General features: G+C 35.4%; 21 protein-coding genes, 2 tRNA genes and 2 rRNA genes. 18 read left to right on the top strand and 7 right to left on the bottom strand.

The window, feature by feature from the left end; genetic code table 11:
• Window positions 1-94: 94 nt before the first annotated feature.
• The 6 genes from mnmE to rpmH all read right to left on the bottom strand — a co-directional run bounded on the left by mnmE (window position 95) and on the right by rpmH (window position 4,756).
• On the bottom strand, window positions 95-1,465 hold the full coding sequence (gene mnmE, locus GCWU000282_RS10600; RefSeq protein ID WP_156913136.1) for a tRNA uridine-5-carboxymethylaminomethyl(34) synthesis GTPase MnmE: 1,371 nt from the start codon (window positions 1,463-1,465) through the stop codon (window positions 95-97).
• Window positions 1,466-1,716: 251 nt separating this feature from the next.
• Window positions 1,717-2,676: an RNA-binding cell elongation regulator Jag/EloR gene (jag, locus tag GCWU000282_RS10595; protein ID WP_023355114.1), complete on the bottom strand. Its 960-nt coding sequence runs from the start codon at window positions 2,674-2,676 to the stop codon at window positions 1,717-1,719.
• A gap of 17 nt (window positions 2,677-2,693) precedes the next feature.
• On the bottom strand, window positions 2,694-3,968 hold the full coding sequence (locus GCWU000282_RS10590; RefSeq protein ID WP_023355113.1) for a YidC/Oxa1 family membrane protein insertase: 1,275 nt from the start codon (window positions 3,966-3,968) through the stop codon (window positions 2,694-2,696).
• Window positions 3,969-3,992: 24 nt separating this feature from the next.
• Window positions 3,993-4,208: a membrane protein insertion efficiency factor YidD gene (gene yidD / locus GCWU000282_RS10585; protein ID WP_207637290.1), complete on the bottom strand. Its 216-nt coding sequence runs from the start codon at window positions 4,206-4,208 to the stop codon at window positions 3,993-3,995.
• Entirely contained in the window at window positions 4,205-4,558 is a 354-nt protein-coding gene (gene rnpA / locus GCWU000282_RS10580; RefSeq protein ID WP_023355111.1) for a ribonuclease P protein component, read from the bottom strand. The genes yidD and rnpA overlap by 4 nt, the downstream gene beginning before the upstream one ends.
• A gap of 63 nt (window positions 4,559-4,621) precedes the next feature.
• Entirely contained in the window at window positions 4,622-4,756 is a 135-nt protein-coding gene (gene rpmH / locus GCWU000282_RS10575; protein ID WP_023355110.1) for a 50S ribosomal protein L34, read from the bottom strand.
• Window positions 4,757-5,021: 265 nt separating this feature from the next.
• Between rpmH and GCWU000282_RS10570 the strand changes: the two genes are divergently transcribed.
• The 7 genes from GCWU000282_RS10570 to GCWU000282_RS15980 all read left to right on the top strand — a co-directional run bounded on the left by GCWU000282_RS10570 (window position 5,022) and on the right by GCWU000282_RS15980 (window position 14,856).
• Window positions 5,022-6,875 (top strand): IS1634 family transposase, encoded by a 1,854-nt coding sequence (locus GCWU000282_RS10570; RefSeq protein ID WP_023355109.1) that lies wholly within the window; start codon window positions 5,022-5,024, stop codon window positions 6,873-6,875.
• Between the two features lie 527 nt (window positions 6,876-7,402).
• Window positions 7,403-8,776, top strand: a complete 1,374-nt coding sequence (gene dnaA / locus GCWU000282_RS10565) for a chromosomal replication initiator protein DnaA (RefSeq protein WP_023355108.1) — start codon at window positions 7,403-7,405, stop codon at window positions 8,774-8,776.
• 243 nt (window positions 8,777-9,019) lie between these two features.
• Window positions 9,020-10,132: a DNA polymerase III subunit beta gene (gene dnaN, locus GCWU000282_RS10560; protein WP_023355107.1), complete on the top strand. Its 1,113-nt coding sequence runs from the start codon at window positions 9,020-9,022 to the stop codon at window positions 10,130-10,132.
• A 20-nt stretch (window positions 10,133-10,152) separates the two neighbouring features.
• Window positions 10,153-10,371 carry an RNA-binding S4 domain-containing protein gene (locus GCWU000282_RS10555; protein WP_023355106.1) on the top strand — a complete coding sequence of 73 codons (219 nt, stop codon included), beginning with the start codon at window positions 10,153-10,155 and terminating at the stop codon, window positions 10,369-10,371.
• Window positions 10,361-11,455, top strand: coding sequence for a DNA replication/repair protein RecF (gene recF / locus GCWU000282_RS10550; protein ID WP_023355105.1), 1,095 nt, complete (start codon window positions 10,361-10,363; stop codon window positions 11,453-11,455). Before GCWU000282_RS10555 ends, recF begins: the two co-directional genes overlap by 11 nt.
• The gene (gene gyrB, locus GCWU000282_RS10545) at window positions 11,452-13,362 is read left to right on the top strand and encodes a DNA topoisomerase (ATP-hydrolyzing) subunit B (protein ID WP_023355104.1); all 1,911 of its coding nucleotides are present in this window, start codon (window positions 11,452-11,454) and stop codon (window positions 13,360-13,362) included. The genes recF and gyrB overlap by 4 nt, the downstream gene beginning before the upstream one ends.
• 492 nt (window positions 13,363-13,854) lie before the next feature.
• Window positions 13,855-14,856 carry an Ig-like domain-containing protein gene (locus GCWU000282_RS15980; RefSeq protein ID WP_242828954.1) on the top strand — a complete coding sequence of 334 codons (1,002 nt, stop codon included), beginning with the start codon at window positions 13,855-13,857 and terminating at the stop codon, window positions 14,854-14,856.
• Between the two features lie 166 nt (window positions 14,857-15,022).
• Here the strand turns inward: GCWU000282_RS15980 and GCWU000282_RS17650 are convergent, their stop codons facing one another.
• Window positions 15,023-15,127: a DUF6199 family natural product biosynthesis protein gene (locus tag GCWU000282_RS17650; RefSeq protein WP_408605514.1), complete on the bottom strand. Its 105-nt coding sequence runs from the start codon at window positions 15,125-15,127 to the stop codon at window positions 15,023-15,025.
• A 117-nt stretch (window positions 15,128-15,244) separates the two neighbouring features.
• Between GCWU000282_RS17650 and gyrA the strand changes: the two genes are divergently transcribed.
• From gyrA to GCWU000282_RS10480, 11 genes are all read left to right on the top strand, one after another.
• Window positions 15,245-17,743, top strand: a complete 2,499-nt coding sequence (gyrA, locus tag GCWU000282_RS10535; protein ID WP_023355102.1) for a DNA gyrase subunit A — start codon at window positions 15,245-15,247, stop codon at window positions 17,741-17,743.
• A gap of 82 nt (window positions 17,744-17,825) precedes the next feature.
• Complete coding sequence (locus GCWU000282_RS10530; RefSeq protein ID WP_023355101.1) at window positions 17,826-18,416, top strand: DUF6707 family protein; 591 nt, start codon at window positions 17,826-17,828, stop codon at window positions 18,414-18,416.
• 17 nt (window positions 18,417-18,433) lie between these two features.
• Window positions 18,434-19,036 carry an alpha/beta hydrolase family protein gene (locus GCWU000282_RS10525; protein ID WP_023355100.1) on the top strand — a complete coding sequence of 201 codons (603 nt, stop codon included), beginning with the start codon at window positions 18,434-18,436 and terminating at the stop codon, window positions 19,034-19,036.
• A 540-nt stretch (window positions 19,037-19,576) separates the two neighbouring features.
• Window positions 19,577-19,996 carry a hypothetical protein gene (locus GCWU000282_RS10515; RefSeq protein ID WP_035040762.1) on the top strand — a complete coding sequence of 140 codons (420 nt, stop codon included), beginning with the start codon at window positions 19,577-19,579 and terminating at the stop codon, window positions 19,994-19,996.
• Between the two features lie 119 nt (window positions 19,997-20,115).
• Window positions 20,116-20,880, top strand: a complete 765-nt coding sequence (locus GCWU000282_RS10510; RefSeq protein ID WP_035040560.1) for a nucleoside phosphorylase — start codon at window positions 20,116-20,118, stop codon at window positions 20,878-20,880.
• A 115-nt stretch (window positions 20,881-20,995) separates the two neighbouring features.
• Window positions 20,996-21,517: a methyltransferase family protein gene (locus tag GCWU000282_RS10505; RefSeq protein ID WP_023355095.1), complete on the top strand. Its 522-nt coding sequence runs from the start codon at window positions 20,996-20,998 to the stop codon at window positions 21,515-21,517.
• Between the two features lie 54 nt (window positions 21,518-21,571).
• Window positions 21,572-22,060 (top strand): GNAT family N-acetyltransferase, encoded by a 489-nt coding sequence (locus tag GCWU000282_RS10500; protein ID WP_023355094.1) that lies wholly within the window; start codon window positions 21,572-21,574, stop codon window positions 22,058-22,060.
• 184 nt (window positions 22,061-22,244) lie between these two features.
• Window positions 22,245-22,332: transfer RNA gene (locus tag GCWU000282_RS10495), tRNA-Ser, on the top strand.
• 267 nt (window positions 22,333-22,599) lie between these two features.
• Window positions 22,600-24,133, top strand: a 16S ribosomal RNA gene (locus GCWU000282_RS10490).
• A 60-nt stretch (window positions 24,134-24,193) separates the two neighbouring features.
• Window positions 24,194-24,311, top strand: a 5S ribosomal RNA gene (gene rrf, locus GCWU000282_RS10485).
• A gap of 4 nt (window positions 24,312-24,315) precedes the next feature.
• Window positions 24,316-24,388, top strand: a tRNA-Ala gene (locus tag GCWU000282_RS10480).
• The last annotated feature ends 595 nt before the right edge of the window (window positions 24,389-24,983 follow it).

Raw genomic sequence — 24,983 nt, 5'->3', positions numbered from 1 at the left:
ATATACTTAGAATCATTGTATAAAATATACAATTTTTATATGTTATAATTGTAAACTTTGTCCAAAATATTAAGAACACAACCTATTTTTCAGATTACTTCCCCATACAAAAATCTTTAAATATCTTATCAGCCAAGTCCTCACTGGTCGTATCTCCGGTAACTTCTCCGATGGCATTATAAGCATTCATAAGGTCAATAGTATAAAAATCCTCTGAAACTCCCGAATCTATAGACTCCAGTACCATATTCAGACTTTCTTTTGCCCTTCTTATAGCACCTTCCTGTCTAAGATTAGAAAGATAAATTTCATTGTTAAAGTCTAATTCCCCATTAAAAAACATTTCCTTGATAATCTCAGTCAGTCTTTCTATTCCAATCCTTTTCTTTGCTGAAATTTCAACAAGATTAAACTCTGAAAATTCCTTATATTCCTCATCGGTTAAGCCTCTTTCAAGGTCTGTTTTATTTAATATGAGTACGGTCTTTTTTGATTTTATTTCAGCCAACAGCTCCTTATCCTCTGTAGAAAGCGGTTTAGATACGTCTATTATCATAAGCACAAGATCAGCATCACTTAGATGCTCCTTCGCCCTCTCTATTCCCATTCTCTCAATCTCATTGTCAGTCTCTCTGATTCCTGCCGTATCCACAATATTGAGTGAGATATCCCCAAGACTTACATTTTGAAGCAGGGCATCTCTGGTTGTACCCGGAATATCCGTAACTATAGCTACTTCTTCCCCCGAAATATAGTTAAGAAATGAAGACTTGCCTACATTAGGCTTGCCAACTATTACAGTCTTAATACCCTCTTTAATTATCCTGCCTTTACCTGCATTTTCCAAAATGTTATTAAGAGCATTTATATTATTAATTACATTTTCTCTTATTTCTTCCGCTTTTCCGTCAAGTGACATATGCTCCGGATCGTCTAGAGCTGCCTCTATATAAGCCATATCAGTCAAAATGCTGTCTTTTACAGGCTTTAACTTGTCACCTATTCCGCCGTTTAACCTTCTGCCTGCACTCTTTATGGCATAATCGCTGTCTGCCCTTATGATATCCATAACTGCTTCCGCCTGTGTAAGGTCTATTCTTCCTGAAAGAAAGGCTCTTTTTGTAAATTCACCGGGTTCTGCCGGTCTTGCACCTGCTTTTATTGCAGTTTCAAGTACTTTTTTGGTTATAAATGCACCGCCATGACAGTTTATTTCTACCACATCTTCTCTTGTATAAGTCTTTGGTCCCTTCATAAATGAAACCAGAACTTCGTCCACTATGCCTGCCTCATTATATATATGTCCATATTTTATAGTATGGGTTTTTATTTTCTCTACATCAGTAGAAGATAATTTCATAAGTTTTCCGGCTATATCAAAGGCTTCATCTCCGCTAATTCTGATTATACTTATTCCTGAATTCCCAACTGCCGTAGAAATCGCTGTAATTGTATCATTCATAATTATTACTCCACTCTTCTCTTAAAATTTAATATTTTATACCATCCTCCAACAACCATTCAATCAGATTTTTTACTTGAATATGTAATTATTCCATTTATAGAATATTTTCCTTAAATTTACAATAATATTCCCATTTCGGAACATTTTTTGTTTTTTATAAACTCCTAACCACATACTATCACAATTTTCTCCCATAAACAACAAAATCCCCGTAAAACCATTTATCCGGTTCTACAGGGAATAATTTTGGATTATTCTTCTACATCTGCCTTGTCAGCATAATCTTCTCTTTCGTACTTTTTGGTATAGTCCTTATGATAACCATTCTTATGATATGGCTTTCTTCCATAAGGCTTCTTGCCATAACCCTTGTTATATCTGTTGTTATAATAACCTCTGCCTTCATTCTTAGGCTTAACCACTACCTTACGGTAAGGATCATTTCCTTCGCTGAAGGTTTCACAATTAGGATCACCCTGAAGAGCAGAATGAATTATCCTTCTTTCAAATGAGTTCATAGGCTCAAGTGAAACCTGTCTGCCTGTTCTCTTTACTTTAGAAGCTATGTTTCTGGCTAAGTTTTCAAGAGTTTCTTTTCTTCTTAATCTATAATTTTCTGAATCAAGCTTAACCTTTACATATTCGTTGCTGTCCTTATTTATTGCAAGGCTTACTATGTATTGGAGAGAATCAAGAGTCTGTCCGCGCTTTCCTATAAGCACACCCATATCCTCTGCCTTTACATCTATGGAAAGTTCATTTTCAGCAGCATCAAATTCCACATTTACAACAGCTTCAAGCTTCATAGCCTTAAATACATCTGTAAGGAATTTAACCGCATCAGCTTTCGCCTTTTCCTGTCTGTCGGCAGATACAGGTTCATTCTTCTCAATTTCATCACATTTCTTTTTAGGCTTTCTCTGAATATCGGCCACAGGCTTTTCTTCTGTCTTAGTTTCAACATTACTTTTGGCAGGAGCATACTTTTCTTCTTTAACTGTCTTTTTTTCCGGTACAGGAGCAGGCTTAACCTCTTTAAGCCTTACTCTTATCTTTGCATCATGTCTGCCGAAAAAACCTAAAAATCCTGAGCTTTCCTTTTCAAGTACTTCCACATCCATCTTATTTCTGGTTGTACCTAGTCTTATAAGACCTTCAGTTATAGCATCGTCAACTGTTTTTGCTGAAATTTCAATCCATTCATTACTCATAATCTACCCTCCAATACTTAATCTCTCTTTAGCATATTGGCTACATCTGCAATATTCTCAGCCTTATATTCACCTTCACGCTTTTTATAATCCGTAATCTTATAATTATTTTTTGTTTTTATTGTAATGCCCTTTTCAACACTCTTGGAAGTTTCCGATGAATCTTCATTAATATTCTTTGTATTTGTGGTTGCTATTGATTTTGTCGAAGTATTTGCAAACTGGTTAAATTTCTCAGCTACAGGTGCTTCTCCCCTTTTAGCACGGAGTTTGGCAGCCTTTTCCTGATTCTTTCTTATCATTTCATCTACATCTACATTTTTAAGTAACTTGTTGAAGAAATACTGCTGGATTATCATAAATATACTACCTGCAATCCAGTACACACCAATACCTATAGGAAAGGTAATACAGAAGAAAGCCTGCATAAACGGCATGAAGTTCATCATATTCTTATTAATAGCCGATGCCTGATCATTAGTATTTGTCTGTGGCTGGTTCTTCATCATCTGCTTACCGTTTATAAACTGTAATACACCTGCAAGCACAGGAACTATAAAGGTAAGAGGTTTAGCAAATCCCGGTACATCCGATATTGAAAAAAGTCCGAAAACACTGTTGATATGTTCTATTTCAGCCGAATTAGCAGCTATTACATTTGATATACCGCTAAAACTTGTTTTAAGTGCTTCCCACTTATCATGATTAAAAGTAGCAAGTACATCTATAACAGAGTTTAATATAACACTCTTATCACCTTCTGTAACTAATTTTACAGTATTACTGTTAGCTATTTTTGTTAATACATTTGCATAATTTTGTTGCTCCATAAGAGGAGTGGCAATGCTCTCATATAAGTTTCTGATAGCAGGCATATAAGCAGGCATACTCTGAACTATTCTGTAAAGACCAAACATTATAGGCAAAGTAATAAGAACCGGTAAACATCCCGACAACGGATTTGATCCGTATTTCTCATAAACTGCCTGCGTTTCCTGCTGCATTTTTCTCTGTGACTCCATGTCACGCTTGCCCTTATATTTCTTAGAAATTTCCTGAAGCTCAGGAGTCATTCTTGAAGTGAGCTTTCCTACTTTTTGTTGCTTATAGTACATAGGCATCATCAAAGCTCTCATTATAAAAGTAAATAATAAAATACATATAGCCGCATTTTCTATTCCAATCGCTGAAAATACTGCATAAATCCCATTCATTATGTATGCAAGTATCCTTGCAATAGGTCCTACTATAGCACCATTATACTGTGTAAGTGCAAATACTTGTTGGATCAAACTACCGTCCTCCTAAATCTTTCTTTAAGGTACAAAATCGACACCGCCCTTTGACAGAGGATGACATCTCATAATTCTCTTTACAGCCAAATAAGAGCCCTTTAAGGCTCCATACTTTTCAATAGCCTGAACGGCATAGGTTGAACAGGATGGAATAAACCTGCACACCGGGCCCCCTTTATAAGGAGATATATGATTTTTGTAAATTTTTATTAAATATATAAGAAATTTCTTTATCAATCTTTTTCATCTCTTTCATTGTGAAGCAAATGATGTAATTTACAAAGGTGAATATAGGCGCTCTCTACATCTTTATATTTCTTATCTTTAATACTTCCTCTTGCTATAATAACGATATCATAACCTTTTCTAATCTTTTCTTCGTTAAGCCTTACGCTTTCTCTTATCAATCTGGTTGCTCTATGCCTGATAACACTGTTGCCAACTTTTTTACTAACCGATATACCTATTCTGTTCTCTTCGGTTTCATTATTATATACGTACATAACCAGATATTTGTTGGCATAGGATTTTCCAAAATCATAAACTCTTTTGAATTCCCTCGAATTCTTCAACGAATTAGGTAACATATTTTTCCTTGATAAACAAACGGACACTGGCAAGGCCTGTGTCCTTATTGTTATTGTAACCGATTATGCAGATAATTTCTTTCTACCCTTAGCTCTTCTTCTAGCTAATACTCTTCTGCCATCAGCTGTCTTCATTCTCTTACGGAATCCATGAACCTTTGATCTCTGCCTCTTCTTAGGCTGGAATGTCATCTTCATTTGGTACACCTCCTTAACTCACTCGAATTTAGCGATTAAATACAATCAACCCTTATAATATCAGCATGTTAGCTAAAAATCAAGAAAAACTTTCTTTTTTCTCATTCTACCCGGGAGTTCAACAGTTAATGCCTTGTAATATATAGCTCAAAATCATCAAGTCCATTGAAAAATGGGCTTTTTTTAATATATTTCTTTGTCAAATTAAAATAATATATTTGTTGTAACTGTTGTATTTTATTAAAAAGTGTGATATAATATTTCTATGAAATTAGGATATAACACAAAAGCCATTGATCCAACTTACTATGTTCAGATGGGAATCAGAAATGGCAATAAAACCACAACTAAAAATATTGAGAAAATTGGTAAACATTCGGAACCTCTAAACATCACGGATAACCCTTTGGCATATGCAAAAGACTATGTCGCCCGGTATAACGAGAAAGTGAATAATACTAAGCAGGCGAAGCTGGAGATTCGTCTTGATTTCACTGAAAGGGTAAAGCATCGTAATGTACAGACATCCGAAAGCACACTCAAAAACATAGGCTATCTTTACCTTCAACATTTATACAGCCTTCTTGAGGTTGATAAGTTTTTTGACCAAATAACTGAAAATAGAAAAATCTCATTTAATCCCGATTTGGTCAACAGATTTCTGACTTACTCAAGGATACTTGACCCGGACTCAAAACTTGGAAGCTTTGAAAAGCTTGGCAAATTTTATGAGGAACCCGATTTTGGTTATCAGCACATCCTGAGGACTATGGATTTGCTCTATGATAACTTCGATGAGTACATTTCTCATCTTTTTAGGGAAAGTGGCAAAATACATAAACGAAATACCACCGTTTGTTATTACGACTGCACCAATTACTACTGTGAAGCTGAAACTCAGGATTTGGAATATGTTGACGAAGTCACCGGTGAGGTTATGAAAGGTTTGAGACAATTCGGTTTTGCTATAGACCATAAACCGAACCCTCTTGTAGAGATGGGGCTTTTTATGGATACTGACGGAATTCCTGTTTCAATGTGCTTAGCTCCGGGAAATACAAATGAGCAGACAACTGCCATTCCCCTTGAAAAAGAGCTTATCAAAATGTTTAATGGTAAGAATAAAAAATTCATTTACTGCGCTGATGCCGGACTCGGTTCATACCACATAAGGAACTTTAACAGCATGGGCGGCAGAGCTTTCGTTGTGACACAGTCAGTTAAGAAACTTTCCGATACCCTTAAACAAGCAGTATTTAATGACTATGGCTATAGACGCCTTTCTGATGATAAGCCCCTTACAATTTCGGCAATGAAGCGGTTTGACAAGAAGGACGCCAATAACATAAGCCTCTACAACGATAAGATTTATAAGGTTATCGAAGCAAGCACCCTCTTAGATGTAGGGCTTTATGAGGAAAAAATATTACAAAACGGTAAAATAAAAAAGATAAAATCCAAGGCATGCCTGAAGCAGCATGTAATTATAACGTTTTCAAGAAAAAGTATGGAATATCAGAGATTTATCAGAAACCGTCAGATCGAAAGAGCAAAGTCAATCCTTGATAAAATGGATCCTGATGAATACAAGAAAGGGCCAAATGACGTAATGCGCTTTATAAAGAAAGTTGGTAAAGATAAAATCACATACGAAATTGACAATGACAGAATCCGTGAAGAGGAAAAGTATGACGGTTTCTACGCCATAGCAACAAATTTAGATGACGATGTCAAAGATATCATCGCAATAAACGAACAGAGATATCAGATTGAAGACTGCTTTAGGATACTTAAAACAGACTTTTCATCAAGACCGTACTTCCACAGGAACAGAGGAAGAATAATTGCTCACTTCATGATTTGTTACACAGCCCTACTGATTTACAGGTTACTGGAAGTCAAACTGAATTCATTCAGTAAAGAAATCCACCTCACAACACGGAACATAGTTGAAACAATGCAGAATATGCAGATTGCAAATATATCCGACATGGCATATGTGTCACAATATACCGGTTCCAAAGCACTGACAGCACTGGAAGGAGTTTTCGCCCTTGGTCTTGACCGTAAAAATTTTCTACCGAAAGACCTTAATAAAAAATGTCGTAAAAAATTTTAAGATAAGCTTTGGATACAACATTTTTACAGCACTTAAAAAGGCGTAATATCCTTTAATTTTCAAGGGTTTACGCCTTTTAATATTTTTTAACTGTCGAAAACGGGATAATATCAGCATGTTAGCTAAAAATCAAGAAAAACTTTCTTTTTTCTCATTCTACCAATATAGAATATATAATAATGTACTTATCAACAATTAGTCTACTATTGTCTACTCACTTATCCACACTCTGTTTATAAGTTGTGGATAAGTTTATACTTTTTTAATATTTATTATATTTACTGGTTTCTACTGCTATATTATATGTTCATAATTTTATTCTACAACTGTTGATAACCCTCTTTATACCCATATAATTAACTCTGTTTCCACAACTTATCAACATAATTTTGTGGATAAGTTGGATAACTTCATAAAATTACACCTGTTTTCAACAAGCTGTTATCTTAACAATTTGAACTTATACAGGTTGTTTTTTTCTCTGTTTTGAGATAGAATGTTATTTTATAAAGGAGTAATTTTGTCTTATGAAACAATTAGTTAGTGAAAACTGGGATTCCATACTGGAAATGCTTAAAAATGACTTTGAAATAAAGCCTGTAATATTTACAACCTTCATTAAACCGCTTAAGGTTTATGATGAAGATGATAATAACGTTACTATCTTATTGGATGATGATGTTTATCAGCACAATGATTCTTATATAAAAGGAAAGTACCATACTTTTATAAAGAATTCCATAGAAGCTGTTACGGGTAAATCCTATAACCTTAAATTCATTTCAAAGGAAGAACTTGATAGTTATAATACTGAAAAAAGTGAAAATAATCAGCTCAGAGAAAGGGCTGCAAGTGCAAACCTTAATCCCAACTATACTTTTGATACCTTCGTAGTTGGAGATAATAACCGTCTTGTTACTGCAGCTGCTATTTCTGTTGCAGAAAATCCGGGTACAAACTGGAATCCTCTATTTATATATGGAGGAGTAGGACTTGGCAAGACTCACCTTATGCACTCTATAGCTCATTACATACTTGAAAATCAGGCAGATGCAAGAGTTCTCTACGTCACCAGTGAACAATTTACAAACGAGGTTATTGAAGCCATAAAGGAAGGTGTGCTTGCATCTAAAGAATTCAGAAAAAAATATCGTAATATAGATGCACTCCTTATTGATGATATTCAGTTTGTTATAGGAAAAGAGCGTACAGAGGAAGAGTTTTTCCATACCTTCAATGAACTTTATCAGGCAGGAAAGCGTATCATAATTTCCTCAGACCGCCCTCCTAAAGATTTTACAGATATAGAGGACAGAATAAAGTCAAGGTTTGGAAGCGGTATGTTATCTGAAATCAACCCTCCTGACTATGAAACCAGAATGGCTATATTAAAGAAGCGTTGTGAACTTGAAAATGAGAATCTGAGTGATGAAATCCTCGACTATATAGCTACCAATGTAAATTCAAATATAAGAGAGTTAGAGGGCGCATATAAAAAGGTAACTGCCCTTAACAAGCTTGTAAATGTAAATACAGAGGCCACTCTCGATATAGCTAAAAATGCCCTTAAAGATATAATAAATCCGAATACTAAAAATGTAATAACAATAGACAGTATTATAGATGTGGTTGCAAGCCATTATGAACTTTCCATAGATCAGCTTTGCTCTACAAACAGAAGCAATAATGTGGCATATCCGAGACAGATTATTATGTATCTGTGCAAACAGCTTACCCCTGCTTCTCTAAAAGAGATAGCATCAAAGCTTGGGAAGAAGGATCATTCTACGGTAGTTCATGGCATTAAGAAGATAGAAGAAGATTTGGAAGCTGAAAAGAAGGCAAATAAGAATGATTTATCAAATAAATTAGATGTAATAACCAAGCTCATTTCTTCTTAAAAAACTGTTTATAACTTTGTGATAAATTTTGGATAAAGTGGATTAGCCTGTTTTTAAGCTGTGAATAGCATATTTTGATAATTTTTATTTTCCACAGCCTTATAAAATACTGAAAATACTGATTTTATCTGTTTTTTTTAGCTTATGACCATATCCACATTCCCTACTACTACTAGGTATATATTATATTTATATAGAAATTATCCACCCGGGTGCCAAAAATCTTCAACTAAGGAGAACTTCATGTTAATAAAGATAAATCAAAGTGATTTAATTAAAAGTATCAATATTGTAATAAAGGCTATTTCAACTAAAACTACCCTGCCTATACTTGAATGTATTGTAATTAAAACAATGGAAAACAGTATCAGGTTGATTGCAAATGATATGGAACTTGGTATAGAAACTATTTTAAGCGGTGAAATTATAAAAGAAGGAAGTATAGCACTTAACTCAAGGCTTTTTTCAGAAATAGTAAGAAAACTTCCTAACAATCTGGTTGAAATCAATACAGATGATAATTATAAAGCTACTATAAAATGCGGTAAATCCGTATTTACAATATCAGGTCAAAGTATAGAAGAATTTCCTGTTTTACCTCAGATTGAAAAAATCAAGAGTATTACACTTTCACAGTTTTCTCTTAAAGAAATGATAAGACAGACCATATTTTCAATTTCTAATAATGAAAATATGAAAGTCATGACAGGAGAATTAATTGAAATAAATAACAATAATCTTAGAATTATAGCTCTTGACGGACATAGAATTTCTATCAGAAAAATAGCTCTTAAAGGTGAACATGAGAATATAAAGGCAGTTGTTCCGGGTAAAACTTTAAGTGAAATAAGCAAAATTCTTTCAAGTGAAATAGCAGATGAGGTTACAATTTATTTTTCAAATAAACATATAGTTTTTGAGTTCAGTAATACTACCGTAAACTCAAGACTTATTGATGGTGAATTTTACAATGTAGATCAAATGATTTCAAGTGATTACGAGACAAAGATTAATATTAACAGAAGAGAATTGCTTGAAAACATGGATTCAGCCCTTCCTTTCATAACAGAAAAGGAGAAGAAACCTGTAATTCTAAATATTACCGAAAATAATATGAATCTCAGTATAAAAACCACAGTGGGAAATATGAATACAGATATGGAGCTTGTTAAAGAAGGAAAAGATATATTAATAGGCTTCAATCCTGTTCTTATAATGGATGCATTAAAAGTTGTTGAAGATGAAAATATAGATATATATCTTTTTAATTCAAAGGCACCATGCTTTATAAAAAACAAAGAAGAAAGCTATTTATATATAATTCTTCCTGTAAATTTTAATCCTGAAGATATTTAACTCAAAATTAGGAGGTATCTATGCAGGTTATAAAAATAAAAGATGATAATATTAAACTGGGTCAGCTTATCAAACTTGCCGGTCTTGTTGACAACGGAGTAGAAGCTAAATATGTCATTCAAAACAGTCTGGTATATGTAAACGGTCAGATAGATACAAGGCGTGGAAGAAAGATAGTTCCGGGAGATATTATTAAATTTAAGAATGAAGAAATAAAGGTTGAGGCAAATGAGAATTAAGTCTCTGGCACTTAATGATTTCAGAAATATAGAAAATATCAGTATTGAGTTTGATAAAGGACTTAATATTATATACGGAGATAATGCACAGGGAAAGACAAACATCCTTGAATCCATCTATGTTGCCGGCACTACAAGGTCACATAAGGGAAGCAAGGATAAAGAAATGATTAAACTGGGAGAAGACGAGGCTCATATCAGGATTATTTTGGAAAAAGATGACCTGGACAGAAAGATAGACATGCATCTGAAAAAAAGTAAGTCCAAGGGAGTTGCGGTTGATGGTATACCTGTTCATAAATCAGCTGATATATTCGGAATAGTTCAGCTAATATTCTTTTCACCGGAAGATCTCAGTATGATTAAAGATGGTCCTGCCGAGAGAAGAAGATTTATAGATATGGAGCTTTCCCAGATAGAGAAGATATATTTGTATAATCTGTCAAAATATAATAAAATACTTACACAGAGGAACAATCTTTTAAAACAGATAAGTTATGACACCGGACTTTCAGATACACTGGATGTTTGGGATGAACAGCTTGTAAGTACAGGCTTGGAAATTATAAAGAGCAGAAGAAAATTTATATCTGAGCTTAATGAAATAATAAAGCCAATCCATGAGAAACTTACAGGCGGTAAGGAAGAACTGGAGATAGAGTATAATCCTAATGTAACCGAAGAAGATTTTAAGGATAAATTAAAATCAGGCAGAAACAGTGATATTTATCAGAAAACTACCTTAACAGGTCCTCAAAGAGATGACATAACTTTTTATATAAATAAAAATGATGTGAGGAAATACGGCTCACAGGGACAGCAGAGAAGTACGGCTCTTTCACTTAAGCTTTCTGAAATAGAGCTTTTTAAGAAAAAGACAGGAGATAATCCCATTTTGCTTTTGGATGATGTACTTTCAGAGTTGGACAGGAGCAGACAGAATTATCTGATAGAAAGTATAGGAGATATACAGACTATAATTACCTGTACCGGTCTTGAAGAATTTGTTGAAAATAAAAAGGCCGATGGCAGGATATACAAGATAAACAGCGGTAAAATAGATAAAAGCGAGGTAAAAGAATGAGTGCAGAATACGGAGCTGATCAGATTCAAATACTTGAAGGGCTTGAGGCGGTCAGAAAAAGACCGGGTATGTACATTGGCTCTACTTCTCTAAAAGGACTTCACCATCTAGTATATGAGATAGTGGATAATTCCGTAGATGAAGCACTTGCAGGTGAGTGCAGTCATATAGAAGTATTTATAAACGAAGATAATTCTATAACTGTAGTAGATGACGGACGTGGAATACCTGTAGGTATTAATTCAAAATCAGGTCTGCCTGCAGTTCAGGTAGTATTTACAGTGCTTCACGCCGGCGGAAAGTTTGGCGGTGGCGGATATAAGGTATCAGGAGGACTCCATGGAGTAGGTGCTTCTGTTGTAAATGCACTTTCCGAGTGGCTTGAGGTATTGGTTGAAACAGACGGAAAGGCTTATAAACAGCGTTATGAAAGAGGTAAGGTAATTACAGAGCTTACCGAAATAGGAACTACAGAAAGACATGGTACAACAGTTACATTTTTACCTGATAAAGATATCTTTGAAGAAACAGTTTTTGAATATTCAACCATAAAACATCGTCTGAGAGAAATGGCTTTTCTTACAAAGGGGCTTAGAATCAGCCTTACGGACAGAAGAGAAGAGGGTAAAAAGACAGACAGCTTCCACTATGAAGGTGGAATTATGGAGTATGTAAGTTATTTAAATAAAAATCAGACTGTACTTTATGATAAAATTATTTATTGTGAAGGAAAGAAGGGTACAGTTCAGGTAGAAGTTGCACTCCAGCACAATGACGGTTATAACGAAGGCTGCTACAGCTTTGTAAATAATATCAATACTCCTGAGGGCGGAACCCATCTTACAGGATTTAGAAATGCCATTACAAAGACATTTAATGAATATGCCAAGATTATGAAGCTTGTTAAGGACAGTGATCCTGCACTTACAGGTGAAGATATCAGAGAAGGAATGACTGCCATAGTAAGTATCAAGATTCCTGAGCCACAGTTTGAAGGACAGACTAAGCAAAAGCTTGGTAACAGTGAGGCAAGGGGAGCAGTTGAAACCATAGCAAGTGAGCAGATTATGATATTCCTTGAGCAGAACCCTGCTGTAGGTAAAATGATAGTCGAAAAGGCATTGTTAGCACAGAGAGCAAGGGATGCAGCCAGAAAAGCAAGAGATTTAACCAGAAGAAAGACAGCTCTTGAATACATGAATCTTCCGGGCAAGCTTGCTGACTGTTCTGATAAAAATCCCGATAACTGTGAAATTTACCTTGTAGAGGGAGATTCTGCGGGCGGTTCTGCAAAAGATGCAAGAGACAGGGCTACACAGGCTATACTTCCGCTTAGAGGTAAAATTCTTAATGTAGAAAAATCAAGACTTGATAAAATCCTTGAAAATAAAGAAATTCAGTCAATGATAACTGCCTTTGGTACAGGAATTCATGATGATTTTGATATATCTAAATTAAGATATAAGAAAATTATTATAATGACTGATGCGGATATAGACGGAGCGCATATAGATACTCTTATGCTTACTTTTATATACCGTTTTATGCCGGAGCTTATCAAACAGGGGCATGTTTATCTTGCACAGCCACCTCTTTACAAGGTGGAAAAGGGTAATAAAATCTGGTATGCCTACAATGACAAGGAACTTGAGAATATAATGTCTGAAATCGGACGTGATAGCAACAATAAGATTCAGCGATATAAAGGTCTCGGTGAAATGGATGCAGAGCAGCTTTGGGAGACAACTATGGATCCTGAAAGACGTGTACTTCTCAAAGTTATGATGGACGAAGAAAATGCTTCAGAGATAGATTTAACCTTTAACACTCTTATGGGAGACAAGGTTGAGCCAAGAAGGGAATTTATAGAGCAGAATGCAAAGTATGTAAGGAATTTGGATATATAACTACTGATATTAAGATAAAAAAGGTTGTAGATGTAGTGTGACTTCAACTCAAGATTTATAATGGTGCTAGTCTTGTTTAATGTTTAGAGTTTGAAAGTCAGCAGGTGTAAGGTATCAGAATCATTTGTGAATATGAATTGATTGATGAGTATTTTATAATAACAAATGGCATATGCAAATTTGTTAAGACTGGCAATATTAATGTCTACATAAGTCATGATGTAATTCAATATTTAGTAAAATCAAATATTGTTATATCTGAAAACGGTTATTATAGATTAGATTGAGATAGGTACTCATTGGAATAAAAATATTTAGTACATCAAGTATATAAATAATTCAGATAATGGTAGTGGCAATAGAATTCAATTAAATAGTTAAATCGATAGTATAAAATCAAAAGTCCACGGTATCTGAATGTACAATAACTACAATATTAAAAAGAAAGGAATAAGTGATAATTATATTATGATTATCATACAAGATGATATTATGAAGTTTAGAAGAAGTGTATCTATAATGATGGCTTTGTTATTAATAGTTTGTAGTTGTTTTGTGTCACTATTTGGTATAGATAGGACATATGCAGCAGATTTAAAAGGTGATATAACTCTAAATAGTCAATTTACTGTAAATGTTGAGGGCGGTGGAGATTATTTATACTCGTTAAATATTATAGAAACTGGTGTTTTGGCTATTTCTGGTGATTTTGATTCACACTCTGGTGGATGGATTAAGATTTTGGATAATAATGGAAAGATAGTTGCTACAGATGAGGGAAAATGGGGGAAAAATAATATTACAGGAAAAGATAATTTGTCATTAGTTTATCAGTGTACTCCTGGAAAATATTATATTGAAATATTAAATAATAGTGATAAAGACATTTATCCTGTAAATATGTACATAAAATATACTAAGATTAATTCTTTTAATAATAGTGGAACAATAAGAGGAAACCTAAATAGAGATGAAATGCTTATGTATAAGGTGGAACTTCCATATACTTCATATTTAAATTTTAAAGGTGATTTTTATGAGAGTATTTCATTAACAGTATATGTGTTAGATGAAAATGGGGTAGAACTCGACCATGATAGAACTGCAGAAGATTGGAAACATGATAATACTACAAATTTGAATAGAATGAATTTTAATTCGATGACTCTTAAAAAAGGAACTTATTATATAAAAGTTGTCAATCAAATGAGTGGAAATTTATCTTATGATATAAAATATTTGGTTAAAGTTCCAGCTACGAATATTAAGTTAAATAAAACAAAATTAACTTTAAAAAAAGGAGAAAGATTTAAGCTTAAAGCAAAAGTGACACCAAGCAAAACTACAGATACATTAAAGTGGACATCATCAAATAAAAATATAGTTACTGTTTCAAAGGCGGGTACTGTAAATGCAAAAAAGAAGGGAGTAGCTTATATTATGGTGACATCAACTAGTGGTAAGCAGAAGAAAGTTAAGGTTACTGTTAAATAATTATATGTATAAACTCAAGTAAAGGGGCTGTACTTTAACATTTTTTTATTGTTAAAGCGACAGCCACTTTTCGTAATCTGAATTACAAGTAATTAAATATTAAGTGTATTTCAGGATAACGAGGAAATAAGACAGAATATAGCAAATAAAAGAGCTATAACAGCGCTTATCTTGCAAAAAAAATATATTCGTCAGTACATTCATCTAAGGTATAACTTTTCCATCTTTGTGTAATTTTATATATTAATTCAGGTTTATAATAAAATAAGATTTTCCAAAAGTATATTATTTAATCAAATTTTGTGGTATAATACTGTTTTAGAACAGTAAAAGCTTAAAAGATGAATTTTATCTTTATAAGTTAAAATGTAAGGAAAAGGAAAATACAATGGACGAGAATATTTTTGACAGGATTAATGAAGTAGACTTAAAAAAGACTATGGAAGATTCCTACATAGACTATGCTATGTCAGTAATTGCGTCACGTGCCTTGCCTGATGTAAGGGACGGACTTAAACCTGTACAAAGAAGAATACTGTATGCTATGAAGGAGCTTTCCAATACTCCTGATAAGCCACATAGAAAATGTGCCAGAATTGTCGGCGATACCATGGGTAAATATCACCCACATGGAGACAGTTCTATTTACGGAGCCCTTGTAAATCTTGCTCAGAGCTGGTCTACCAGATATATGCTTGTAGACGGACATGGAAACTTCGGCTCTGTGGACGGAGACGGGGCAGCGGCTATGAGGTACACAGAGGCAAGGCTTAGCAAAATTTCTGTGGAAATGCTTTCAGATATAGAAAAGGATACCGTAGATTTCATACCTAACTTTGATGAAACAGAAAAAGAGCCTACGGTTCTTCCTTCAAGATATCCTAACCTGCTTGTAAACGGAGCATCAGGTATAGCAGTAGGTATGGCTACCAATATTCCGCCACATAACCTTGTAGAAGTTATAAATGCTGTAAATAAGATTATAGACAATAAAGTGGAAGAAGACAGAGATACTGATATAGATGAAATTCTTCAAATAGTAAAAGGTCCTGATTTTCCTACCGGTGCACATATATTAGGCAGAGCCGGCATAGAAGAAGCCTACAGAACAGGCAGAGGCAAGATTATAGTTCGTGCGGTGACCGACATAGAGCCTATGGCAAATGGTAAGAACCGCATAGTTGTTACTGAACTTCCATATCTTGTAAATAAGGCTAGGCTTATAGAATATATAGCCGATATGGTGAAAAACAAGAGAATAGACGGAATTACAGAGCTTCGTGATGAGTCAAACAGAAACGGTATGCGTATCTGTATAGAGTTAAGGCGTGATGTAAATCCACATATTATCCTTAAAAAGCTGTACAAACATACCCAGCTTCAGACTACTTTCGGTACAAATATGCTCGGGCTTGTAAATAATGAGCCTGTGGTTATGAACCTTAAGCAGATGCTTGGTTTCTATCTTGAGCATCAGGAAAATGTAGTAAGGAGAAGAAGTCAGTACGAGCTTAACAAAGCAGAAGAAAGAGCTCATATTTTACAGGGACTTCTTATGGCTCTTGATTATATAGATGAAGTTATAAGTATAATCAGGGGTTCAAAGACTACTGCAGAAGCCAAAGAAAAGCTTATAGGGAGATTCAGTCTTGATGATGTGCAGGCTCAGGCAATAGTGGATATGCGTCTGAGGGCTCTTACAGGACTGGAAAGAGAAAAGCTTCAGGGCGAATATGACAGTTTACAGGAAAGAATTAAAGAGTTAAAGGAAATCTTAGGGGATATTAAGAAATTACTTGGTGTAATAAAAGAAGAAATCAATGTAATTCGTGATAAATACGGTGATGAGAGAAGAAGTCAGATAGTGGCTGATGATTCAGACATTACCAATGATGATCTCATTCCTGATGAAAATACCGTAATTGCAATGACCAATATGGGTTATATCAAAAGAATGACAACCGATAATTTCAAAAGCCAGAACAGAGGCGGTAAAGGAATAAAGGGTATGCAGACCATAGAGGAAGATTTTATAGAAGATCTCCTGATGACTACAACCCACCACTATATACTTTTCTTTACCAATAAGGGAAGAGTATACAGGCTTAAAGCATATCAGATACCGGAGGCAAGCCGTACAGCCAGAGGTACAGCTATGGTAAATCTCTTACAGCTTCAACCGGATGAACAGGTTAAGGCAGTTATAAATATCAGAAAAGAAAAGACTGACGGATATTTATTTATGGCTACCAAGCGCGGCATAGTTAAAAAGACTGCTCTCAGTGAATATGCGAATATAAGAAAAACCGGATTACAGGCTATTAACTTAAGAGAAGATGATGACCTTATAGAAGTTAAACTGACTAACAATGAAAATGATATCTTCCTTGTTACAAAGAATGGTATGTGCATAAGGTTTAATGAAAAAGATGTGCGTCCTACAGGAAGAACATCTATGGGTGTAATAGGTATGACCATAGATGACACTGATGAAATAGTGGCAATGCAGCTTGATACTCAGGGGGCTAAACTTCTCATAGTTTCTGAAAACGGACTCGGAAAGAGAACAGAAATATCCGAATTTACTACCCAGCACCGAGGAGGAAAGGGTGTAAAATGCTACAAAATAGTAGAAAAGACAGGTCTTGTTATAGGTGCTAAATCAGTAAATGACAATAACGAGATTATGCTTATCACAAAAGCCGGAATTATCATCCGTATGGCTGTGGAAAGTATATCAACTCTTGGAAGAATTACTTCAGGAGTTAAGCTTATGAATGTAGACGGAGATAATGTGATAGCCAAGATAGCTAAGGTAAGAGAAGATGATAAGGCAGCAGCAGAAGAAGAAACTACTGAAAATTCCGATGAAAACAGTGATAACTAAGATAGTAAATTAAATTTTGAAAATGCTAAGTTAGAGGTAAAACCATGACTTAGCATTTTTAATAGGGAAATGGGGGTAAAATATGTTATTTGAAGAAATTATGGAAAGTCATAAGGAGAAGAAAATTATCAGTCTTTGTAAAAAGCTAATCAAGAAATGCTCATTTACAAGCAGTACTGATGTGACCAACTTATGCGAGCTGGCATATTGGTTATATGTTGTAGGAGATGATGAGAATGCTTTAAAAGTATGTGAACTGACCAATATAGATATTCCTGCAAAGATTAACTACAATGTATGGGATTTTATTCTGTTTATATGGGGACTGGAGGCACATATATATAATGAGAAAGGAAAAACAGCAGATAAAGAATTTAGAGTAGAACAAATGAAAAAAGTTTGGTCAACTCCTAAGAACAGTAATGATACTGAAGAAAAAGCCTGGGCTTTTATGCAAAAAATATTGAACAGGCAGACTTTTGAATCGGTATGTGATGTAAAGGAAATAGAAAAAAATGAAGCTGCCGGTGACAAAAAATCCGCTGATTTTTATCGTTTTATAGCACTTTATAGTATGATAAGCTACGGGATAACAGGATTTTGCCCTGATTTAGTGGATAAATGGGAGGATTTGAATGGAAAGATTATGGAATATATTGGGTGTTTGAGATAAATTTGACGAGGTAATAAATGAAAAATGTAATTGTCTATGTCCATGGAAAAGGTGAAAATGCAGAAGAAGCAAATTACTATAGAAAGTTTTTTAACGATGATTTTGATATTATAGGATTTGATTATAAATCAGAGAACCCATGGGATGCTAAGTCAGAGTTTTCCGATTATTTTGATTCGATTATACCTGAATATAATAAAACTATCCTAATTACAAACAGCATAGGGGCATATTTTTCACTAATTTCTTTAGCTGATAAAAAAATTGAAAAAGCCATGTTAATATCACCGATTGTAGATATGGAAAGATTGATTTTAGATATGATGACCCGGGCAAATGTATCAGAAGAAGAACTTAGCATAAAAAAAGAAATAGAAACTCCTTTTGGAGAAGCTTTATCTTGGGAATATTTATCATATGTAAGAAAAAATCCTATACATTGGAATATACCTACTGAAATTCTTTATGCTGAAAAAGATAATATGACATCAATTAGTACAATAACTGATTTTTCCAAAAAAATAAATGCAAATATAACGGTTATGAGTGGTGGAGAACATTGGTTTCATACAAAGGAACAAATGGATTTTTTAGATAACTGGATTAAAATCAACATTTAACATATTTACAGAGGAAAAGCATGAAATCACCAAAAAGTAAGATAAAACACGAACTTACCAAATTATGGACTGGGGAACTTGTGGCTGTTATATCATTTTGGATATGTTTTTTTATTTTCAAAAAGTGGCTTATAAATACAAAAATGTTAATTTCTGTCATATATCCGTTGATCCTACTAAGTTTGATTCTTATTCAAGGCTCAATATTCTGGTTAATTTTGTTAAAGAGGTTATCCACGCCGCAATTTGCTATTACAAATACAAGAAAGGTATACAGTATACTTAAAATTGTTGATTTTCTTTTATTATGTCTTGGTATTCCGATAATTATACTTAATTATGTCAATGTTACTGTTATGATATCTGCAATTTTCATTCTGGCTTTTGCGGCAATTGAGTGGATAAACTATTACAAAATACGATTATCTTACAGCTATAATCCTTTAGTTTTATTGAAACGTATTAAAAATGGGAAACTGTCAAAGAGTAGATTAGCCAGAGAAATCAGTGAAAGATAAATTGAAATCAGTGAGGGTTAAGATGGATTTAATACATGACAGGAATAGCAATATTCTGTTTAGTTTACATGATAGTAAGATAAGGAAAATTACATTTAGAAACAATATTTTGACATTACACCTTAACAAAATATTTCAATATACAAAAGACGGAGAAAAAATATATTCAGGAGAAGTTTTGTTTTATGACAGCGATTTAGACGAATGTAGTATTTTAATATTTGATAGAACAGTTTATGAAGGTGATTTTTCAGGAAAAGCCATAAGTTTAATTGAGTATATGGAAGAGTATTCAAATGCAGAGTTTGAAATTTTAATAGAAGGATACTTTGGATATTATACAACATATACAGGATGGATTTGGATAGAAGGAAAAGAGCCTGTGTCAGCAATCATGTATATTTGGAATACCGGTGATATGGTTTATAGGATTGATAACTAAATATCGGTTTGTAGATTTAAAAAATAAATTTGCCGGTTTGACAAATTTTATTTCCCACTCGTTTAGATTAATTAATAATGAATTGATGAATAGTTAATATTTGGAGGAGAATGTTGAAGATGATAATAAAAAATGAAATTCCTATACTTGAATATGACAATTTTTCTATAGAGGTAATTAAACCAAATCATGGTTGCGAAGAGTTGAAACTTCCGGAAAAGTGTGTGTTTGCTTTCTTAGGAGACTGTGTAGATGAATTTGCAATGAGTAGCAATGCAATAATTGCCGAAGAATTTGAAAATTGCTGTAGAACTACAAATATATATGTGATTGAGTATAAAGGGCAAAGAATATGCCTTGTCCGTCCTAATATTGGTGCACCTGCGTCCGTCCAGCTTTTGGACAGGCTGATTGCTTGTGGTTGTAAGAAAATAATTGCAACAGGTTCTTGTGGGGTTCTGAGGGATATAAAAGAAAATGCATTCCTTATTCCTACAAAAGCATTGAGAGATGAGGGAACATCATTCCATTATTTACCACCATCACGATATATTGAAATCGACCGGAAAATGATTGGTGAAATTAAGGATTTTTTTGAAAAATTAGACATACCATTTGAAGAGTGCATAACTTGGACAACAGATGGTTTTTTCAGGGAAACAAGGGAAATGGTTCAGTATAGATTAAATGAAGGCTGTTCTGCTGTCGAAATGGAATGTGCTGCACTTGCTGCGTGTTCACAAAAAAGAGGAGCATCATTTGGTCAATTCTTTTTTACTGCGGATTCGCTTGCAAGTGTTACTGAACATGATGAAAGGAATTGGGGAATTTCGTCACACTCCAGAGCATTACACCTTGCTTTGGATTTAATATGCAATATATAAAAAAGATACCCAATTTTTATCGAGATAATAATGGAAGGAAAAATTGTAATTTTATCTATGTGAAGACCATGATAAATTTAAAGTTGTTGATATTAACTTTTAGAGAGGTATTAAAATGAGTGGGTTTTGGCTATTGTTATTATTCTTAATAGTAAGATTTGGATTGCTGTTTATCATAAAAAGGGAGGCTATACAGCGAGCCGGATATTTTGCTCCAGTACAAAAATCTGAAAAAGCAGCGTATTACATCTATCAATCATCAAATATAATATTATTAATATGCTTAATAGTGTCATCAGTAAAAATTGATTTTTCTCTTCAATTTTACTTAGGACTATTTCTCTTTACGATAGGCATATTATTATGTATAATTTCTGTTGTGTGTTTTGCTTTCCCGAATGATGAGGGGTTAAATATCAATGGTATTTATAAGTTTTCAAGGAATCCGATGTATGTGGCTTATTTTGTTTGCTTCTTAGGGATGTCCTTATTAACACAGTCTTTAATAATGTTGATAGTAGTGTTAATCTTCCAGATTTCTGCTCACTGGATTATTGTCTCGGAAGAGAGATGGTGTTTAGAAAAATTTGGAAAAAATTATGAAGATTATATAAAAGAGGTTCGCAGATACATTTAAACAATCCCGGTTTGTAGATTTGAAAATAAAGAGAATAATAGTTAAGGATTTATTATGAGATTAAAAATGTACTTAAATTTAGAAAATGTAAATTATGATAATAGTATCAAGGATTTGAGATATTTCAAAAATTATAATAGCAGAGAATTAGCACCGTTGTACCTCAGTGCTTATCATGGTTCTGTGGATGATGAAGGTGAAACTTTGCAGGATTGGGAAGAAATTATTGAAGATATTAAGGCGGATAAGTTCGGAGAGAGAATTGATGATGCAAGTTTTATTATATGTAAAAATGGTGAATTAACAAGTGGAATTATAATAGGCTTGGAAGATGATTATCCTTATATCATTTCACTTGTCACATTACCGTCCTGTCAAAGACAAGGTCTTGCAACAAAACTAACACTGCTAGCTTCAAAAGTTTTGAAAGAAAAATATAAAAAGCTAGTGTTATATGTAAATGAGAATAATAAAAATGCTATCACTCTATATACAAAGTTGAGATTTATATCAGAGCAGCTGGGAGATAAATTAAATTTATAACTCTAACTTATACTATATATAGGTAGAAACTATGTACAAACCACAAATTGTATTAAATGAGCAAACAATTAATAAAATTTTAAAAAAGTTGTTGACATTAACTCTCTCTTTTGATACACTTATATATGCATTCGCTTGTCGGATGTATATAATTAAATAGTTATAATCGCATTGTTCAGTTTTTGGAGAAATACTCAAGAGGCTGAAGAGGCGCCCCTGCTAAGGGTGTAGGTCGCGTGAGCGGCGCGAGGGTTCAAATCCCTCTTTCTCCGTTCCTTTTTGAAAATAAATTAAAAAAAGGTGTTGACAGGAGCCAAACAATGTGATAGAATAACAAAGCTGAATTGCTGAAAGGCAAAAAGCATCTAAGAACCTTGATAATTAAATAGTGAGACAATCTTGAAAATTCAAACGAACGCGTATGAGTAGTAATACTTATACACCTTAAATAAACAGTAAAAATTATCAACTTTAGCCGGTTGATAACGGAATAAGCAAGAGATGATAAATGTCAGCTTGTTCTGACAAAGGCAAACACTTTTTATGAGAGTTTGATCCTGGCTCAGGATGAACGCTGGCGGCGTGCCTAACACATGCAAGTCGAACGGAGATTACGGACGGAAGTTTTCGGATGGAAGCCTGTAATTCTTAGTGGCGGACGGGTGAGTAACGCGTGGGCAACCTGCCCTATACAGGGGGATAGCAGCTGGAAACGGCTGGTAAGACCGCATAAGTCGGTTAAATCGCATGATTTGATCGGGAAATGAGCAATCAGGTATAGGATGGGCCCGCGTCCGATTAGCCAGTTGGCAGGGTAAAAGCCTACCAAAGCGACGATCGGTAGCCGGACTGAGAGGTCGGACGGCCACATTGGGACTGAGACACGGCCCAAACTCCTACGGGAGGCAGCAGTGGGGGATATTGCACAATGGAGGAAACTCTGATGCAGCGACGCCGCGTGAGTGAAGAAGTATTTCGGTATGTAAAGCTCTATCAGCAGGGAAGATGATGACGGTACCTGACTAAGAAGCCCCGGCTAACTACGCGCCAGCAGCCGCGGTAATACGTAGGGGGCAAGCGTTATCCGGATTTACTGGGTGTAAAGGGAGCGCAGGCGGTTTTGCAAGTTGAGAGTGGAAGCAGGGGGCTCAACCCCCTGACTGCTCCCAAAACTGTAAAACTTGAGTATGGGAGAGGCAGGCGGAATTCCTAGTGTAGCGGTGAAATGCTTAGATATTAGGAAGAACACCGGTGGCGAAGGCGGCCTGCTGGACCAAAACTGACGCTGAGGCTCGAAAGCGTGGGTAGCAAACAGGATTAGATACCCTGGTAGTCCACGCTGTAAACGATGAATACTAGGTGCTGGGATGCATAAGCATTTCGGTGCCGTCGCAAACGCATTAAGTATTCCACCTGGGGAGTACGTTCGCAAGAATGAAACTCAAAGGAATTGACGGGGACCCGCACAAGCGGTGGAGCATGTGGTTTAATTCGACGCAACGCGAAGAACCTTACCCGGTCTTGAGATCCTCCTGAATACTGAGTAATGTCAGTAGTCCTTCGGGACAGGAGAGACAGGTGGTGCATGGTTGTCGTCAGCTCGTGTCGTGAGATGTTGGGTTAAGTCCCGCAACGAGCGCAACCCCTATTTTTAGTAGCCAGCGGTTCGGCCGGGCACTCTAAAGAGACTGCCGAGGATAACTCGGAGGAAGGCGGGGATGACGTCAAATCATCATGCCCCTTATGACCGGGGCTACACACGTGCTACAATGGCAGTTACAGAGGGAAGCGAAGGCGTGAGCCGGAGCAAATCTCAGAAAGGCTGCCTCAGTTCGGATTGTAGTCTGCAACTCGACTACATGAAGCTGGAATCGCTAGTAATCGCGAATCAGAATGTCGCGGTGAATACGTTCCCGGGTCTTGTACACACCGCCCGTCACACCATGGGAGTCGGAAATGCCCGAAGTCAGTGGCCTAACCGTAAGGGAGGAGCTGCCGAAGGCAGGTCTGGTGACTGGGGTGAAGTCGTAACAAGGTAGCCGTATCGGAAGGTGCGGCTGGATCACCTCCTTTCTAAGGAAGAAGAAGTAGAGATTGTTTCACTGTTTAGTTATCAAAGGATAACTTAATATTTCTAGTGGCGATGCGTCCAGGGGTCACACCCGTTCTCATCCCGAACACGAAGGTTAAGGCCTGGGCGGCCGATGGTACTGCACTGGAGACGGTGTGGGAGAGTAGGTGGCTGCTAGATTTATGGGGGTATAGCTCAGTTGGGAGAGCACCTGCCTTGCAAGCAGGGGGTCAAGGGTTCGAATCCCTTTATCTCCACTCAGGATAGTATCCTGAAATGTACCTTGAAAACTGCATACCGAACAAAATATTCAAGCAAGTATGATTTCAATAGAAATTATACAGCTAGATATGAAACAACATCGAGCGTTCTTTTTTTTGTCTTACAAAAAGGAGAACAAAACAATGTATTAAAAAGTTTAATGCTGATACGCTAGTCAGTATTAAACATATTAGAGAACCATAATTAGTTATCTAAAATACAGTTGAGATGGGTCACTCGCAGAAATGCTAGGCATTTCCTGCTTCCCATCTCAACTCAGGTCAAGTTACAAAGGGCGCAGGGCGGATGCCTTGGCACCAGGAGCCGAAGAAGGACGTGATAAGCTGCGAAAAGCTGCGGGGAGGAGCAAATATCCATTGATCCGCAGGTATCCGAATGGGGAAACCCGGCAGAAAGAACTTCTGTCACCGTATGATGAATCCATAGTCATACGGAGGGAACCCGGCGAACTGAAACATCTAAGTAGCCGGAGGAAGAGGAAGAAACATCGAATCCCTAAGTAGTGGCGAGCGAAAGGGGACGAAGCCCAAACCAAGGATTTATCCTTGGGGTTGAGGACCACAGACGAAG

This window comes from Catonella morbi ATCC 51271, assembly GCF_000160035.2.
Taxonomy (GTDB): domain Bacteria; phylum Bacillota; class Clostridia; order Lachnospirales; family Lachnospiraceae; genus Catonella; species Catonella morbi.
This window is presented reverse-complemented; position numbering and strand designations above follow the sequence as displayed.

Coding starts and splice junctions, on each gene's coding strand:
- gyrA (WP_023355102.1), top strand. CDS start 15,245: ATGGACGAGAATATTTTTGACAGGATTAATGAAGTAGACTTAAAAAAG.
- GCWU000282_RS10515 (WP_035040762.1), top strand. CDS start 19,577: ATGGATTTAATACATGACAGGAATAGCAATATTCTGTTTAGTTTACAT.
- jag (WP_023355114.1), bottom strand. CDS start 2,676: ATGAGTAATGAATGGATTGAAATTTCAGCAAAAACAGTTGACGATGCT.
- GCWU000282_RS10505 (WP_023355095.1), top strand. CDS start 20,996: ATGAGTGGGTTTTGGCTATTGTTATTATTCTTAATAGTAAGATTTGGA.
- dnaA (WP_023355108.1), top strand. CDS start 7,403: ATGAAACAATTAGTTAGTGAAAACTGGGATTCCATACTGGAAATGCTT.
- GCWU000282_RS10530 (WP_023355101.1), top strand. CDS start 17,826: ATGTTATTTGAAGAAATTATGGAAAGTCATAAGGAGAAGAAAATTATC.
- rnpA (WP_023355111.1), bottom strand. CDS start 4,558: ATGTTACCTAATTCGTTGAAGAATTCGAGGGAATTCAAAAGAGTTTAT.
- rpmH (WP_023355110.1), bottom strand. CDS start 4,756: ATGAAGATGACATTCCAGCCTAAGAAGAGGCAGAGATCAAAGGTTCAT.
- dnaN (WP_023355107.1), top strand. CDS start 9,020: ATGTTAATAAAGATAAATCAAAGTGATTTAATTAAAAGTATCAATATT.
- GCWU000282_RS10510 (WP_035040560.1), top strand. CDS start 20,116: ATGATAATAAAAAATGAAATTCCTATACTTGAATATGACAATTTTTCT.
- recF (WP_023355105.1), top strand. CDS start 10,361: ATGAGAATTAAGTCTCTGGCACTTAATGATTTCAGAAATATAGAAAAT.
- GCWU000282_RS10525 (WP_023355100.1), top strand. CDS start 18,434: ATGAAAAATGTAATTGTCTATGTCCATGGAAAAGGTGAAAATGCAGAA.
- GCWU000282_RS10570 (WP_023355109.1), top strand. CDS start 5,022: ATGAAATTAGGATATAACACAAAAGCCATTGATCCAACTTACTATGTT.
- GCWU000282_RS10555 (WP_023355106.1), top strand. CDS start 10,153: ATGCAGGTTATAAAAATAAAAGATGATAATATTAAACTGGGTCAGCTT.
- GCWU000282_RS15980 (WP_242828954.1), top strand. CDS start 13,855: ATGAAGTTTAGAAGAAGTGTATCTATAATGATGGCTTTGTTATTAATA.
- GCWU000282_RS10500 (WP_023355094.1), top strand. CDS start 21,572: ATGAGATTAAAAATGTACTTAAATTTAGAAAATGTAAATTATGATAAT.
- gyrB (WP_023355104.1), top strand. CDS start 11,452: ATGAGTGCAGAATACGGAGCTGATCAGATTCAAATACTTGAAGGGCTT.